The sequence below is a fragment of the uncultured Caulobacter sp. genome, assembly GCF_947036865.1.
Classification (GTDB): Bacteria; Pseudomonadota; Alphaproteobacteria; order Caulobacterales; family Caulobacteraceae; genus Caulobacter.
In genome coordinates this window covers 53,627-69,003 of the sequence record NZ_CAMQSF010000018.1, presented here as the reverse complement: position 1 = coordinate 69,003, position 15,377 = coordinate 53,627, and the positions used below count along the sequence as shown (strand labels likewise).

The 15,377-nt window shown below is 67.7% G+C and carries 14 protein-coding genes; 6 read left to right on the top strand and 8 right to left on the bottom strand.

Features of this window, described 5'->3' with window-relative positions:
* Nucleotides 1-167: 167 nt before the first annotated feature.
* A complete protein-coding gene (locus Q0V34_RS11875; protein WP_004623580.1) occupies nt 168-506 on the bottom strand; it encodes a P-II family nitrogen regulator in 339 nt (112 codons plus the stop codon).
* Between the two features lie 310 nt (nt 507-816).
* Between Q0V34_RS11875 and Q0V34_RS11870 the strand changes: the two genes are divergently transcribed.
* Nucleotides 817-1,167 (top strand): DMT family protein, encoded by a 351-nt coding sequence (locus Q0V34_RS11870; RefSeq protein ID WP_297511974.1) that lies wholly within the window; start codon nt 817-819, stop codon nt 1,165-1,167.
* 80 nt (nt 1,168-1,247) lie between these two features.
* Nucleotides 1,248-2,162, top strand: coding sequence for a fasciclin domain-containing protein (locus tag Q0V34_RS11865; RefSeq protein WP_297511972.1), 915 nt, complete (start codon nt 1,248-1,250; stop codon nt 2,160-2,162).
* 84 nt (nt 2,163-2,246) lie between these two features.
* Here Q0V34_RS11865 and Q0V34_RS11860 read toward each other — a convergent pair whose 3' ends face one another.
* Nucleotides 2,247-4,652: a TonB-dependent receptor gene (locus tag Q0V34_RS11860; RefSeq protein WP_297511970.1), complete on the bottom strand. Its 2,406-nt coding sequence runs from the start codon at nt 4,650-4,652 to the stop codon at nt 2,247-2,249.
* A 275-nt stretch (nt 4,653-4,927) separates the two neighbouring features.
* Between Q0V34_RS11860 and Q0V34_RS11855 the strand changes: the two genes are divergently transcribed.
* Nucleotides 4,928-5,827: a glycine--tRNA ligase subunit alpha gene (locus Q0V34_RS11855; protein ID WP_297511979.1), complete on the top strand. Its 900-nt coding sequence runs from the start codon at nt 4,928-4,930 to the stop codon at nt 5,825-5,827.
* 6 nt (nt 5,828-5,833) lie between these two features.
* The gene (glyS, locus tag Q0V34_RS11850) at nt 5,834-7,930 is read left to right on the top strand and encodes a glycine--tRNA ligase subunit beta (RefSeq protein ID WP_297511968.1); all 2,097 of its coding nucleotides are present in this window, start codon (nt 5,834-5,836) and stop codon (nt 7,928-7,930) included.
* A 105-nt stretch (nt 7,931-8,035) separates the two neighbouring features.
* Here glyS and Q0V34_RS11845 read toward each other — a convergent pair whose 3' ends face one another.
* Both Q0V34_RS11845 and Q0V34_RS11840 read right to left on the bottom strand, forming a co-directional pair.
* Nucleotides 8,036-9,013: a c-type cytochrome gene (locus Q0V34_RS11845; protein WP_297511966.1), complete on the bottom strand. Its 978-nt coding sequence runs from the start codon at nt 9,011-9,013 to the stop codon at nt 8,036-8,038.
* A 70-nt stretch (nt 9,014-9,083) separates the two neighbouring features.
* On the bottom strand, nt 9,084-9,926 hold the full coding sequence (locus Q0V34_RS11840) for a metal-dependent hydrolase (RefSeq protein ID WP_297511964.1): 843 nt from the start codon (nt 9,924-9,926) through the stop codon (nt 9,084-9,086).
* Between the two features lie 73 nt (nt 9,927-9,999).
* Here Q0V34_RS11840 and Q0V34_RS11835 point away from each other — a divergent pair, with 73 nt between their 5' ends.
* The gene (locus Q0V34_RS11835; protein ID WP_297511962.1) at nt 10,000-10,608 is read left to right on the top strand and encodes a TetR/AcrR family transcriptional regulator; all 609 of its coding nucleotides are present in this window, start codon (nt 10,000-10,002) and stop codon (nt 10,606-10,608) included.
* 54 nt (nt 10,609-10,662) lie between these two features.
* Nucleotides 10,663-11,697 (top strand): proline iminopeptidase-family hydrolase, encoded by a 1,035-nt coding sequence (locus Q0V34_RS11830; protein ID WP_297511960.1) that lies wholly within the window; start codon nt 10,663-10,665, stop codon nt 11,695-11,697.
* Here Q0V34_RS11830 and Q0V34_RS11825 read toward each other — a convergent pair.
* The 4 genes from Q0V34_RS11825 to Q0V34_RS11810 form a co-directional block, all read right to left on the bottom strand.
* Nucleotides 11,680-12,075 carry an NUDIX domain-containing protein gene (locus Q0V34_RS11825; protein WP_297511959.1) on the bottom strand — a complete coding sequence of 132 codons (396 nt, stop codon included), beginning with the start codon at nt 12,073-12,075 and terminating at the stop codon, nt 11,680-11,682. The two genes, Q0V34_RS11830 and Q0V34_RS11825, sit on opposite strands and share 18 nt — an antisense overlap.
* Nucleotides 12,072-13,076: a porphobilinogen synthase gene (gene hemB / locus Q0V34_RS11820; RefSeq protein ID WP_297511957.1), complete on the bottom strand. Its 1,005-nt coding sequence runs from the start codon at nt 13,074-13,076 to the stop codon at nt 12,072-12,074. Before hemB ends, Q0V34_RS11825 begins: the two co-directional genes overlap by 4 nt.
* A gap of 56 nt (nt 13,077-13,132) precedes the next feature.
* Nucleotides 13,133-14,632: an NAD(P)/FAD-dependent oxidoreductase gene (locus Q0V34_RS11815; RefSeq protein ID WP_297511955.1), complete on the bottom strand. Its 1,500-nt coding sequence runs from the start codon at nt 14,630-14,632 to the stop codon at nt 13,133-13,135.
* Between the two features lie 138 nt (nt 14,633-14,770).
* Nucleotides 14,771-15,235, bottom strand: coding sequence for a DUF2147 domain-containing protein (locus tag Q0V34_RS11810; protein WP_297511953.1), 465 nt, complete (start codon nt 15,233-15,235; stop codon nt 14,771-14,773).
* Nucleotides 15,236-15,377 lie beyond the last annotated feature (142 nt).

Below are 15,377 nucleotides of genomic sequence, written 5' to 3'. Positions count from 1 at the left end.
GGCGCCGGAGTCGCGGCGGGGGCGGCGGCGGCCGGGGCCGGGGCCGCGGCGGTCTGCGCGAAGGCGGTCGCCCCCAGCGGGGCCCCCGCGATGGTCGCGGCGAGCATCAGCCCGGCCAGCGGTTTGAACTTGAAGGTCATCGTCGGTATCCCCTGTTTCCCGATGCGTTACAGCGCGGCCGAGCCGGTTTCGCCGGTGCGGATGCGGACGGCTTCCTCGACGTTGAGGACGAAGATCTTGCCGTCGCCGATCTTGCCCGTGGCCGCGGCGGCCTTGACGGCCTCGACGGCCTTGGCGGCCGACGCATCGTCCACCACCGCCTCCAGCTTCACTTTCGGCACGAAGTTCACCTGGTACTCCGCGCCGCGATAGATCTCGGTCTGGCCCTTCTGCCGGCCGTAGCCCTTCACTTCCGACACCGTCAGGCCTTCCACGCCGGCGGCGACGAGCGCCTCGCGCACCTCGTCCAGCTTGAAGGGTTTGACGACCGCTATGATCAGTTTCATCCGCCTTGCTCCGTCCCGCGGGCTTGCCCTGCTTGGTTTGTCGGAAGCGAAACCGCCCCCACGCCGCCGACGCCGCTCTAGACGCGCCACATCGTTTCCCCGGCGTGGCCACGCTATCGGCGACGGTTCGATGACGGGGCGCGGGCGCAAGCTTTTGGAAAGGAAAGGCAGCGGGCGCCTGAAAACTGTGCATGTTGCGCCGCACCTGCGCTGCAAAGCGGCGTTTCGAGCGGACGAGCGGGGCTGACGCGTCCGATCAGCGGCGCCATACGTTCAGGCTTCCCGCCGCCCCCAAGGAGAGCCCGCCGAGATGTCGCCCCTGGTTATGAAGATCGCGCCCTGGCTGATGCTGGTCATGTCGAACATGTTCATGACGTTCGCCTGGTACGGTCACCTGAAAGGCAAGCCGATGGCGCTGCCGGTGGCGATCATTTCCAGCTGGTTGATCGCGCTGCCCGAATATCTGCTGGCCGTTCCCGCCAACAGGATCGGGCATAACGTGTATTCGACGGCTCAGCTCAAGACGGGCCAAGAGGCGATCACGCTGATCGTCTTCACGCTGTTCTCGTACTTCTATCTGGGCGAGGCCGTGAAGTGGACGACCCTGCTAGGCTTTGGCCTGATCTTCTGTGGCGCGGCGCTGGTATTCTTCTTCAAATAGGGCGGGGATCACGTGGCCGTGATCGCGGAACCGACTCCCGGGTCCGGGCGTAAACCGCCTGAACCGAGAGGAACTCGACCATGATCACCCAACGTCTCCTCACCGCCGCCGCCGCGGTCGCCCTGATGACGGGCGTCGCCCAGGCTCAAGACATGACCGCCGCCGCGCCCGCCGGCCAGGCGCCGGCCGCCGCCTCGCCCGTCGTGGCCAAGGGCGACCTGATCCAGACCGCCCAGGCCTCGGGTCAGTTCAACACCTTCCTGAAGGCCGTCTCGGCGGTGAACCTGACCAGCGTTCTGAAGACCAACCAGAACCTGACCCTGTTCGCCCCGACCGACGCGGCCTTCGCGGCCCTGCCGGCCGGCGAGCTCGACAAGCTGATGCTGCCCGAGAACGGGCCGCTGCTGCAGAAGGTGCTGACCTATCACCTGATCAACGCCAAGGTGGATTCCAGCAAGATCAAGGGCGCCAAGGGCGAGGTCAAAAGCGTCGAGGGCTCGCCCCTGCTGCTGGATGGCAGCGGCGCGACCCCGATGGTCGACGGCGCCACGATCACCCAGACCGACGTGATGGCGACCAACGGCGTCCTGCATGTCGTCGACAAGGTGCTGCTGCCCAAGGACGTTCCCGGCCTGCAGGCCCTGGCGACCCCGTCGGCGACCGACGCGGGCGCCACGATGAACGTCTCGGCCACCGAGCAGACCGGTCAGACCACGACCTCGACCAACCCGACGCCGTCGACGCCCGCGGCCAGCACCGACATGGCCGCCGACCCCGCCGCCTCGCCGTCGGCCATGGCCGCGCCGGCCGCCGGCGTGAACGCCTCGGGCGCCGTGCCGACCTCGTCGCAATCGCCGGAGGCCCAGGCCACGCTGAAGGCCGGCGACGCCAACGTGGTGTCGAACGGCCCGGTGCCGGACACCCGCGAGAACCGCGCCAAGTACGGCTCGCCGCAGTCGAACGCCGGCAAGCGCACCGCGCCGAAGGGCAACTAGACCCGCCTCCGGCGTCGATCGCCCAAAGAAAAGAGCCCACGCCGGAGCGGCGTGGGCTCTTCGCGTATCAGCCTCGAATCAGGCTTACATCTTCACGCTGACTTCGAAGCCGAAGGTGCGCGGCTCGTTGTAGAAGCCGGTCTCGCCCTGCAGGTCGCTGAAGGTGCGGTAGAAGACGTGGGCCTCGTTGAAGAGGTTCCGCGACCACAGCGAGATGGCGGCCTTGCCGTCGCCCGCCGGGATCTCGGCCAGCGAGATGCGGCCGTTGACGATGAACGACGAGTCGCCCTTCGGCTGCTTGATCGTCACGGCGCGCGTGGTGGGGTCGTACGCCACGTCGGTATAGTTGGCGTAGAAGCCGTCGCTGTAGTTGGCGTCGAGGTGGGCGACGATCTTGGCGCCCATGAACGGACGCTCGTAGTCCATCGCGACGCTGCCCGACTTCTCCGGCGTGTAGACCTGGTAGATCGGGATCGGCACCGTGATCAGCTGCAGCGTGCCGCTGACGTTCTGCGGGAACGGGTTCAGCGTGGCCGGGATCTTGACCTTGTTGTAGGCGAAGTTGGCCGACAGGGTCAGGTTCTCGGTGGCGGCGAAGGCGGCGTCGGCCTCGAAGCCGCTCAGCTTGCCCGTGCCCGGCGCGTTGATCGTCTCGGTGGTGGTGCGCAGCGTGGTGACCAGCTGGCCGGTCGCCGGGTCGCGGCCGACATACTGACCCGAGAAGTCGAGCTGGATGTCCTTGTACTGGCCGGTATAGGCGGCCAGGTTCAGGCGCAGGCGGCGGTCGAAGAACTCGTTCTTCGAGCCGATTTCGTACATGGTCGTCGTTTCGGGATTGAACGGCAGATAGACCAGCGAACGCGAGTTGGCGCCGCCCGACTTATAGCCGGTGCTGTACTTGGCGTAGATCATGTTGGTCTTGGACAGGTCGTACGAGACGTTGACCAGCGGGTCGGTGCGCTTCCAGTTGGCGTTCAGGTTGCGCGGCGCGGCGACGCCGTTGACCACCGGCAGGTTGCCGTTGACCAGATAGAGCTGGCCGACCTTCTCGTCGCGGGTCCAGCGAGCGCCCAGCGTGACGTGCAGGGCGTCGTCCAGCACCGGCGGGGTGTAGGTGGCCTGGCCGAACACGCCCTTGCTCGAGGTGTTGACCTTGCTGGCCCGGGCGATGGCCGAGAAGCTGACCAGGTTGTTGTTGATGATCGTGCTGCCCGTGCCCGCCGCGTCCGTCGACGTGTTGGTGGTGAAGGTGCGGGCGTCGTCGGTGACCTTCTCGTGATAGTACAGCGCGCCGGCGACGTACTTCAGGCGCGGCAGGTCGCCGATGATCTGGAATTCCTGGCTGAACTGCAGCTGGTTGAAGGTGGCCAGGCTGTAGCGGCCGAAATTGACGCCCTGGAAATTGCCCGAGGTGTTGTAGGCGCCCGGCGAGGTGGCCACCGAGCCGTTGTCGTACTGGCCCTGCTTCAGGTCGCGATAGGCGGTGATCGATTTCAGGGTCAGGCTCGGCGCGGCCTTCCACTCGGCGGTCAGGCGGTGACCCCAGGTGTTGCCGTCGCTGGGCTGTTGCACGGTGCCGATCGAGGCGGTCTTGGCGCGGCTGGACTGGACGACGTTGGCCGCCAGGGTCTTCAGCGCCGTCGGATAGGTGCTGCGCGAGAGCAGTTGCTGATACAGCGTGGTGGTCGAGTCGAAGGCGGTGTCATAGGCGTAGTCGACCGAGATGTCGTCGGTCGGACGCCACAGGGCGCGGGCGCGCAGGGCGCGCTTGTTGACGCCGCCGAAGTCCGAGGCCGACGGCAGCGGGTTGCTGACCCAGCCGTTGCGGCCCGTCACGACGCCGCTGAGCTTGACGGCGACGCCGGCGAAGGCCGGCAGGTCGACGTGCATTTCGGCGCTGTAGCCGCTGTAGTTGGCGATGCCCGCCTTGGCCACCAGGCCGAACTCGCCGGTCGGCTTCTTGGTCGTGATGCTGACCGCGCCGCCTTCGGTGTTACGGCCGAACAGCGTGCCTTGCGGACCCTTCAGCACTTCCAGGTTGGCGACGTCGTAGAGGGCGGTGCCCAGGCCCTGCGGGCGGCCCAGATAGACGCCGTCGACATAGATGCCGACGCCTTGGTCGCGGGCCGGCTGGTTGGAGTCCGACAGGACGCCGATGCCGCGGACGTTCATGATCAGCGCGCCCGGGCGCGAGAAGAACGGCGCGACCTTCAGCGACGGCACGGCGCCGTCGCCCAGATCGGCCAGCGACACGACCTGACGATCTTCCAGGCCCTTGCCGGTCAGGACCGAGATGGCGATCGAGGTGTTTTGCAGGTTCTCGCTGCGCTTTTCCGCGGTGACGATGACCTGTTCCAGCGCGACGCTATCGCTGGCGTCGGTATTGGCGGCGGTGGTCGCCGCGGTCTCGGTGCGGGCGGCGGCTTGCTGCGCGCCGACGAAGGACAGGGCGATAGCGGTCGACGCCACCAGCCATTTGGAAAAACGCATGAGGACCCCCTTATTTTTGCGGTGAAGCTCCGTGGCCCTAGGGGACGTAAGTGTCGCTACGTTGATCGTGGGGTGAAGGATTCGAGACACGGCGTCCGGCGACGCCCGCTCGGCGCGCAACCGGCGCCCGCGAGAAAGGCGCGGCGCGGCTGTTGGCCCGAAGCGCCGGAGTGTGTAATCAGGCGTCCGCTGGATGGGCCATGCTCTCCCTGGCCCTCGAACTCACGCAAGGCTCGCGCGGTCGCCGCCGATCCTTCCCAGACCTGCTTCGATCGATGTCGCGCGAAAAACCCAAGTCGTTCCAAAGCCTGATCCTGACGCTCCATGACTATTGGAGCCGGCAGGGCTGCGTGATCCTGCAGCCGCACGACGTCGAGGTGGGGGCGGGGACCCTGCACCCGGCCACGGTCCTGCGCGCCCTGGGGCCCAAGCCCTGGAACGCGGCCTATGTGCAGCCCTCGCGCCGTCCGGGCGACGGCCGCTATGGCGAGAACCCCAACCGCCTGCAGCACTATTACCAGTATCAGGTGATCCTGAAGCCGAACCCCGAGAACATGCAGGATCTCTATCTCGGCTCGCTGGACGCGATTGGCCTCGACCTGCGCACCCACGACATCCGCTTCGTCGAGGACGACTGGGAGAACCCCACCGTCGGGGCCTGGGGCCTGGGCTGGGAGGTCTGGTGCGACGGCATGGAGGTGTCGCAGTACACCTACTTCCAGCAGGTCGGCGGCCTGGACGTCTCGCCGGTGGCCGGCGAGCTGACCTACGGCCTGGAGCGCCTGGCCATGTACGTATTCGGCGTCGACAACGTCTATGACCTGCCGTTCAACGATCCGGACTCGCCGCTCGGCGCGACCAGCTATGGCGAGGTGTTCCTGGAGAACGAGCGCCAGCAGTCGGAAGCCAATTTCCACGGCTATGACGTCGCGGTGCTGAAGCAGCAGTTCGAGCAGATGGAAGAGCAGGTCCCGCTGATGCTGGCCCGCTCGTACCAGAACAAGGCCCTGGTGCTGCCCGCCTACGACATGGTCCTGAAGGCCAGCCACCTCTTCAATCTGATGAACGCCCGCGGCGCGATCGCCGTCGCCGAGCGCGCCAGCTACATCGGCCGCATCCGCGACCTCTGCAAGCTTTGCGCCCAGGCCTGGGTCGATCAGCAGGAAGCCGCGTAAAGTCCCATGCCCCAGCTTCTCCTCGAACTGTTCTCGGAAGAGATCCCCGCCCGCATGCAGGCCCAGGCCGCCAAGGACCTGGAGCGGATGGCGCGCGAGCACCTGGCCGCCGCCGGCTTCCTGCCCGAGGCCCTGAAGACCTTCGCCGGCCCGCGCCGCCTGACCCTGGTGGCCGAAGGCCTGCCGCTGGCTCAGGCCGACCGCCGGGAAGAGCTCAAGGGCCCGCGCGTCGGCGCCCCGCCGCAGGCCATGGAAGGCTTCCTGCGCAAGACGGGCCTCTCACAGGACCAGCTGGTCGAGCGCGACGGCGTCTATATGGCCTTCATCGACAAGAAGGGTCGCCCGACGGCCGAGATCGTCGCCGAGATGGTCGAGGCGATCGTGCGCGGTTTCCCCTGGCCCAAGTCGATGACCTGGGGGACCAAGAAGCTGCGCTGGGTGCGGCCGCTGAAGCGCATCCTGTGCGTGCTGGACCGCGAGGTCGTGCCGTTCGCTATCGAGGGCATCCCGAGCGGCGACGTCACCGAGGGCCACCGCTTCATGGGCGACGGTCAGCCGTTCGTCGCCAAGGACTTCGACGAATACGCCGCGGGCCTGGAAGCGCATTTCGTCGTGCTGGACGTCGAGGAGCGCAAGCAGCGCATCCTCGAGGGCTGCAAGACCCTGTGCTTCGCGCGTCACCTCGAACTGGTCGAGGACCAGGGACTGCTTGAGGAAGTCGCGGGTCTGGCCGAATGGCCGACGCCGGTGCTGGGCGACATGGACCCGGCGTTCCTCGACCTGCCGCCAGAGGTGATCCGCACCTCGATGCGCACGCACCAGAAGTACTTCGCCGTTCGCAAGGCCGGCGAAGAGGGTCTGGCCCCGCACTTCATCACCATCGCCAACATCCAGGCGGCCGACGGCGGCGCGGTGATCGCGGCCGGCAACGCCAAGGTGCTGTCCTCGCGCCTGTCCGACGCCCGGTTCTTCTGGGACGAGGACGTCAAGGTCGGCTTCGAACCCTGGCTGGAGAAGCTGAACGGCGTGACCTTCCACGCCAAGCTCGGGACGATGGCGCAGCGCGTGGAGCGGATCGTCGCCCTGGCGGGCGAGATCGCCCCGCTGGTCGGCGCCGATGTCGCCAAGACCAAGGAAGCCGCGCGCCTGGCCAAGGCGGACCTGGCCTCGCAGATGGTCGGCGAGTTCCCCGAGCTGCAGGGGATCATGGGCGGCTACTATGCCCGCCAGTTCGGGATGGACAGCGAGATCGCCGACGCCGTGCGCGACCACTACAAGCCGCAAGGGCCGAGCGACGCCGTGCCGACCGCGACGGTGAGCGTGGCGGTGGCGCTGGCGGACAAGTTGGACACCCTGGTGGGCTTCTTCGCGATCGACGAGAAGCCGACCGGTAGCAAGGACCCGTATGCGCTGCGTCGGGCGGCGCTGGGGGTGATCCGGATTATTCTGGAAAGCGGCGCTCGTATTCCGCTTCAAACAGTTCTTGCCCGATCCGTTCAGCGGAATGAGCTGAAATATACCCTCTCGCTTCAGGCGCGAGAATTCCGTCAGGATGCGCCGTCGCTTGGGGACTTTTCGGTTTCAGTGGCGAACGATGTACTCGCCTTCTTCGCCGACCGCCTCAAAGTCACCCTCCGCGACCAGGGCAAGCGTCACGACCTCGTCGACGCCGTGTTCGCCTTGGGCGACGACGACCTCGCCCGCATCGTCGCTCGGGTCGAGGCGCTGGATGGCTTCCTGAAGACCGACGACGGCAAGAACCTGCTGGCCGGCTACAAGCGCGCGTCGAACATCCTGAAAGCCGAGGAGAAGAAGGGCGCGCTGCCGACCGGCGAGCCGGAGGCCCCGGCCGCCGACAGCGCCGCCGAGGTCCAGCTCTACGATGCTTTGCGCGTCCTGAAGGGCCCGCTGGCCGACGCCCTGGCCCGCGAGGACTTCACCGGCGCCATGGCCCAGCTGGCCGGCCTGCGCGGCCCGGTCGACGCCTATCTGGACGGCGTGTTCGTCAATGACCCCGAGCACCGCGACAACCGCCTGAAGACCCTGGCGGCCGTGCGGGAGGCGATGGGCCAGGTGGCGGACTTCGGGCTGATCGCGGGGTAGGGGCGAGGAACCGAAACCCCGCCCTTCGACAAGCTCAGGGTGAGGTTTCTACTCGGCGGCTTGCAATAGCCCTCACCCTGAGCCTGTCGAAGGGCGAGGGCGGATCTACGGCGTCAGCGACGCCGCATACACCGCGATGTCGCGGATCTGCGTGTCGTCGAGACCCTGGGCCGGCCCCTGCATCTGGGCCACGGCCGGACCGCTCCGGGCGCCCGTCTTGATGTCCAGCAGCTGCCGCGCGAGGTACGCCGCCGAGCGGCCGGCCAAGGGCGGGGCGATGGCCGAACCCTTCAGGCTTGGGCCGTGGCAGGCGGAGCAGGCCTGGCCGTTGGGGCCGCCGGACCGGACCAGGGCCTCGCCAGCGGCGGTCGAGCCTACCGGCGCGTAGATGACGAGGGGCGAGTTCGGATCGGCCAGCAGCGCCCGGTTCCAATCCGCGTCGAGCTCGACGACCTGGCCGTTCAGCGGCCTGGCCGGCTGGCCCGGGACCGGCTGCATCCAGCCGTAATAGCTGCCGCGCGCGGCCGGGGCCGTGTCGCCCTCGACCACGCGGGTGTGCGGGATGCGCGGCAGGGCCGAGAAATAGGCGGCGGCGGCTTGGGCGTCGGCGTCGCTGACCTTGCGGGCGATGCCGATCATCTCTTCGACCGCCGGGCGACCGGCTTCCCACGAGTGGCGGCGGCCCGAGCGGAATTCCTGGATCTGCTGAACGATGTACTCGGCCTTCAGCCCGGCGAGGTCGGTCGTGCCGTTGTAACCGTCGCCGCCGATGCGGTGGCACTCGGCGCAGGCCGTGACGCCGTCGCGGCCCTTGGCGACGATCTGGGGCGCGGGCGGATGGTTTTGCGGGAACCAGTCGGGCGGGCCGCCGCCCTTGTTCAGCGCCTCGCCGGTGTAGGTGACCGTGCTCCCCGGAACATGCAGCTCGCCGGCGGGGTAGGGCGGCAGGTCTTCCTTCGGGCCCTTGGGATAGGCCCAGGCCAATTGAGCGCCGGGCGACGCCTTCGGCTGTTGTTGGCAGGCGAGGAGGGCGATGAGCGCCCCTCCCAGGATCATCACGGACGAAAGCGCGCGCGAACGCATGTCGAGCCCCCCAAGCCGCGCAAGTTATGCGCGTCGACGACCCGACACTACAATGCGAGGCTTTTCCTGGCTAGGCGACCGCCGCGTCGAACTCGGCCTTCCAGTCGGCGAAGGCTTCGCGGTCGTCCTGATCCCACGGATGGAAGCCGGGGCGGTACCAGGCGAAATAGGTCTTCCAGCCACGCCGGAAGATGCCCGGATCGCCCCAGACGAACCGCTTGACGGCCTTCAGCGCCGCCTCGGGCGTATAGCCGTCGGCCTCCAGCAGGCGGGCGGCGTAGCGGCTGATGTTGCGGGTGAACATGATCGTCACGAAGACCATCGCCCGGCAGCGGACCATGTAGCGTTTCAGCGGCGACCAGTCCTTGGTCGCCTGCAGGAAGACGTCATAGGCCACGGCCTTGTGCTCGGTCTCTTCCATCGCGTGCCAGCGCCACAGCTGCTCGACGCCGGGCGGGGTGTCGTCGAACAGGTCGCGGTGGCGGGCGTGCATCTCGGCCATCATGGCCGTGAAGTGCTCGAGCGCGATGGTCGAGACCAGCATCGCCATCTTGCCGCGCTCGCGGGCGAACTTGACGCGCTGGCGAACCATGTCCTCGATCTCGGCCACCGGATAGCGGTCGCGGTCGATTAGGCTGTTCAGCTGATGGTGTTCGCGCGAGTGGATGGCTTCCTGGGCGATGAAGCCCTTGGCGTCGTCCAGCAGCTTGCCGCTCAGCAGGTGGCGGTAGTTCTTGACCGCGTCCATGAACAGCCGCTCGCCGTCGGGGAAGGTCAGGGACAGGGCGTTGAACACCGCCGTGCCCACGGGGTCGCCGCCCAGCCAGTGGCCTTTGCGGGCGTCCTCCAGCGCGAAGCTGATGTCGCGCGGCTTGACGTCGAGGTCGGTCGGGGTGGTCTTGGTGTCGGTCATGGCGTTTCGCGCTCCGCCGGATTAGGGCTGGGTCAGCCTGTCGTTAGGCGCAGAGTGAGTTATACTGACAAAAATGTCAATAGAGTCGTCGCCCGCTCCGAAGACCCGCGTCCGCCGCTCGCCCGAGGCGGCGCGCGAGAACATCCTGGCCGCCGCCGAGGCGATCCTGGTCGAGCAGGGGCCGCAGGCGCTCAAGCTGGCCGACGTGGCCAAGGCCGCCGGAGTCGTGCACGCCAATGTCATCCACCACTTCGGCTCGATCGGCGGGGTCGAGACGGCGCTGATGGAGCGGATGATCCAGAGCCTGGCGGACCGGGTGATCACCGGCTTCGACTCCGGAGACGCGACGCCGGGGTTCGGGGCCCAGGCCCTGTTCGAGGCCTTCGAAGCCAAGGGCGCGGCGCGGCTGGCGGCGTGGCTGGAAATGACGGGCGAGGGGCGGCGCATGACCCTTGTGCGCGAGGTCGTCGACCGGGTGGTCGAGACGCGGCTGGCCAAGGATCTGGCCGTGCCGCGCGAGACGGTGATCGACTTCATCCTGCTGAATATCGTGCTGGCCGTGGGGGTGGGGCTGTTCGGCCCGACCCTGGCCGAGCTTCTGGGCCGCCCGCCGGGCCGCCCGCGCGAGATGGCGCTGGAGCTGATCCAGGGCCGGCTGAGCGCCGCCGTCCGCCCGGCTTGACCCGCCGCCATCCTCGGGCATGCTCGCGCGCCGTAGGCATCCGAGGGGGACGACATGCGGAGATTGATTACGGCCGCCATGGCCGCGCTGGCCCTGGCGGGGGCGCTGGGCTTGGCGGGCTCGCCGGCTATGGCGCGCCAGACGCCGCCAGCCAGCTACTACGATAACACCGGCCGGGCCGACGCCTGGCAGGGCGGCGTCAAGATGGTCGACATCGACACGCCCAAGGGCAAGTTCCGCGTCTGGACCAAGCGGGTCGGCAATAATCCGAAGCTGAAACTCCTGTTGCTGCACGGCGGGCCGGGCGCGACGCATGAATATTTCGAGGTTTTCGACAGCTACCTGCCGCGCGAGGGCGTCGAGTACATCTATTACGACCAGCTGGGCTCGGGAAACAGCGACAAGCCCACGGACACCGACCTCTGGCAGCTGGATCGGTTCGTCGAGGAGGTGGAGCAGGTCCGCAAGAGCCTGGGCCTGACGCGCGACAACTTCTGCGTCCTGGGCCACAGCTGGGGCGGCATCCTGGCCATGGAATACGCGCTGAAATACCAGGCCAACCTGAAGTGCATGGTCATCTCGAACATGGTGGCTTCGATCCCGGCCTACCAGGCTTACGCCGACAAGGTGTTGGCCCCGCAGATGGACCAGAAGCTGCTGGCCGAGGTGAAGGCGATCGAGGCCTCCGGCAAGACCACCGATCCCCGCTACATGGAGATCCTGGTCCCCATGCACTATGAGAAACATATCCTGCGGCGCCCGCAGTCCGAATGGCCCGAGCCGGTCGTGCGCTCGTTCTCGCACCTGAACTATGAGCTCTATTCGCTGATGCAGGGGCCTAGCGAACTGGGCGCGGGCGGGCGCCTGGTGAACTGGGATCGCTTCGAGGACCTGGCCAAGATCAACGTCCCGACCCTGGTCATCGCCGCCAAGTACGACACCATGGATCCAGCCTACATGGCCGCCATGGCCAAGAAGCTGCCCAAGGGCCAGTACGCCCTGGCGCCGAACGGCTCGCACCTGGCGATGTACGACGATCAGGAGGCCTATTTCACGCCCCTGATCAAGTTTCTAAGGACGATGAAGTAGCGCCGGAAGCACCTGCTCCGTCAGCAGCGGCGCCAGGCGCAGGTCGCCGGGCGCCGCCGGATCCGTCCAGCGGATTTCCTCGATCTCCGCGCGGGGCGCGATGTCGCCTTCCACGGTCGCCAGATAGGTCGCCGACTGGACGGTGAACCCGGCCTCGTTGGCGGCCGGGGCGCTGAAATGGCCCAGCAGCTCGGCGGCGACCAGCCGGCAGCCCAGCTCCTCCTCGAGCTCGCGGGCCAGGGTGGTCAGATCGTCCTCGCCGGCGTCGCGCTTGCCGCCGGGCTTCATGAAGGTCGTGGTTCCGCGCTTGCGCACCAGCAGCAGGCGGCCGGCCTCGTCGCGGATCACGGCGGTGACGATGTCGAGGACGCGGGTCAAGCGCCGAGGCGTTCCGCCGCCCAGGGCGCGAAATAGGTGATGATCCCGGCCGCGCCGGCGCGCTTGAAGGCGGTCAGGCTCTCCAGGATGGCGCGGTCCTTGTCGATCCAGCCGTTCTGGGCGGCGGCCATGATCATCGCGTACTCGCCCGACACCTGGAAGGCGTAGGTCGGCATGCGGAAGGTCTCGACCAGGCGGCGGACGATGTCGAGATACGGCATGCCCGGCTTGACCATGACCATGTCGGCGCCCTCGGCGATGTCGAGGGCGACCTCGCGGATGGCTTCCTCGGTGTTGGCCGGGTCCATCTGGTAGGTCTTCTTGTCGCCCTGGCCGCCCGCGAGCTTCGCCGAGCCGATCGCGTCGCGGTACGGGCCGTAGAAGGCCGAGGCGTACTTGGCCGCGTAGGACATGATCATCACGTCCTGGTGGCTGGCGGCCTCCAGCGCCGCGCGCAGCTTGCCGATGCGGCCGTCCATCATGTCGGACGGGGCGAGGATGTCGGCCCCGGCTTCCGCCTGCATCAGGCCCTGTTCGATCAGGCGGTCGATGGTGGCGTCGTTGAGGATCTTGCCGCCCTCGACAACGCCGTCGTGACCGTGGTCGGTGAAAGGGTCCAGCGCCACGTCGCACATGATCCCGACCTCGGGGGCGGCGTCCTTCATGGCCTTGACCGCGCGCGGGATGACGCCGTCCGGGTCGGCGGCGATCGAGCCGGCCGCGTCCTTCCGGGCGCCGTCGATGTGCGGAAAGATGGCGATGGCCGGGATGCCCAGGTCGCGGGCGCGCACGGCGGCCTTGGCGGCGTCCTTGACCGAGAGGCGCTCGACGCCGGGCATCGAGGCGACGGGGATCGTGCCTTCGCCCTCGTGCACCACCATCGACCAGATCAAGTCGGACGGCCGCACCTCGCTCTCGCGGACGAGGCGGCGGGTCCAGTCGGTCTGGCGCAGGCGGCGCAGGCGCGAGTGCGGATAGGGAGCGAGGGGCGGCACGGTCATGGCGCTGATTTGAACCGCGCCGCCGCGCGAGGCAAGGTCGCCGGCCCCCTTAAGGCTCACGAATAGCGGAAGGCCGCGTCGTCCAGGTCGATAGCCGGAAACACATCCTTCTCGGTCCAATAGTCCTGGGTGTGACGCCATTCGGGCTTGTCGCCGGCCTGGGGCAGGAGGTGCATGCCGCGCATCAGATAGCCGGGATTGAAGTCCTCGGGATCGATCCACGGACCGATCTTCATGTCGGCGTCCTGCGGCCGCAGCGCGACCTCGACCTGCTTGGCGCCCTTCTCCTGCATGTGGGCCAGCAGGCGACAGACGAAGTCGCCGATCATGTCGGCGCGCAGGGTCCAGCTGGCGCGGAAATAGCCGAACACCCAGACGAGGTTCGGCAGGCCGGTGAACATCATGCCGCGATAGGTGACCGTCTTGGCGAAGTCGAGGGGCTGGCCGTCGACCTCGAAGGCGATGTCGCCCAGCACGCTGAGGTCGAAGCCGGTCGCCGTGACGATCACGTCGGCCTCCAGCGTCTGCCCGGACTTCAGCAGGATCCCGGTTTCGGTGAAGCGCTCGATCTCGTCGGTGACCACCGAGGCCTTGCCCGAGGCGATGCCCTGGAAGAGGTCGCCGTCGGGCACGAAGGCGATCCGCTGGCGCCAGGGGCGGTAGCGGGGCGTGAAGTGCTTTTCGATGTCGAAGTCGGGGCCGAGGAACATCTTCACGCCCTCCAGCAGCTCGGCCTTGACGGCCTCCGGCTCCTCGATAGAGCGGCGGGTGAAGTCGTGCTGGTCGAACAGGGCCTTGCGGCGGACGATCTCGTGGATCCAGGTCTCGTCGACCTGCAACTGGCGCAGGGTGTTGGCCAGATCGTTCTCGTTGCGGCCGGGCACGAAATAGGTCGGCGAGCGCTGCAGCAGGGTCAGATGCGCGCAGTCGCCGGCGATGTTGGGGACCAGGGTCGCGGCGGTGGCGCCCGAGCCGATGACCACGACCTTCTTGTCCTTCAGGTCGAGGTCCTTGGGCCAGGTCTGCGGGTGGACGATGCGACCCTTGTAGTCGTTCATCCCCGGCCAGTCGGGCGTGTAGCCCATGGCGTGCCGGTAATAGCCCTGGCACATCCACAGGAAGTTGGTGGTGTAGGTCTCCAGGCCGTCCGGGCCGGTGACCTCCAGCGTCCACAGCTTCTTGTCCGACGACCAGCGGGCGCTTTCGATGCGACGGCGGTAGCGGATATGGCGGGCCAGATCGTTCTCGGCGATCACCTCGCCCATATAGCTCAGGATCTCGGCCGCGGTGGCGATCGGCGGGCCGACCCAGGGCTTGAAGCGATAGCCGAAGGTGTAGAGGTCGCTGTCGGACCGAATGCCCGGATAGGTGTGGGTCCGCCAGGTGCCGCCGAAGTCGTCCAGCGCTTCGAGGATGGCGAAGGTCGTTCCAGGCCGCTGGGTCTGGAGATGATAGGCGCTGCCGATCCCCGATATGCCCGCGCCGACGATGATGACGTCGAAATGCCGCGTGGCCGCGTCGGGCGCGGTCTTTGGAAGCGTCGCCGCTTCGGTCATGCGTTCCTCCCATGCTGGCCGTCGGGCGGCCGCGTTGACGCGGCGTCTCTGCGGACGCCTAGGTGATCAACGTACACTTGGAGGGTGGTGCGCCGTTTGCGCTGAATCAAGCGGTGTTTTCGACCGCCCGAGGGCGTCTTACGGCGCGGTGCGATCCGCCAGCATCGACGGGCTGTCGATGCGGGTCCAAAGCTGCGACTTGCACAGGAAGTTGCCGATCACGCAGCCTCGGGCCCGCATGGTGCGCGAGTCCACGATGTCGGCCGAGCCGACCAGCGTGACCTTCAGGGTCGGCACCCAGACGCGGCCCTTCATCGAGCCGTCGCGTTGCGTCTCGAAGTCGCGCAGCAGCTGCTTGCCGATCAGGGTGTCCGTGCCCGACTTGCGCGCGTCGGCCTCGGCCTTGGGGCTGGCCCAGACGACGACGCCGCAGGTGCTGGGGCCGCAGTCCTTGATTTCCAGGTGCACGGTGTTGTGCGGATTGCGCCAGACGCCATAGCTGCGCGCGATGTCGCCGCCGCCGGCCGCCTGGGCCGGAGTCGTGGCCGCCGCCACCGCCAGGGCCGCCCCGCAGGCGGTCAGTGCAAGTTTCACGAAACGCATAGTCGATGGAGCAATAGGATTGTGAGGGGACGCCTTCCCGAGCGACGGGATTTGGAGCGAATGATCTTGATTATCAAGAGGGTGTGGCGCCGCGGCCGATTCAAGTCGTGTAACGGAGGATTTCAGGTCACACCCGCTCCAC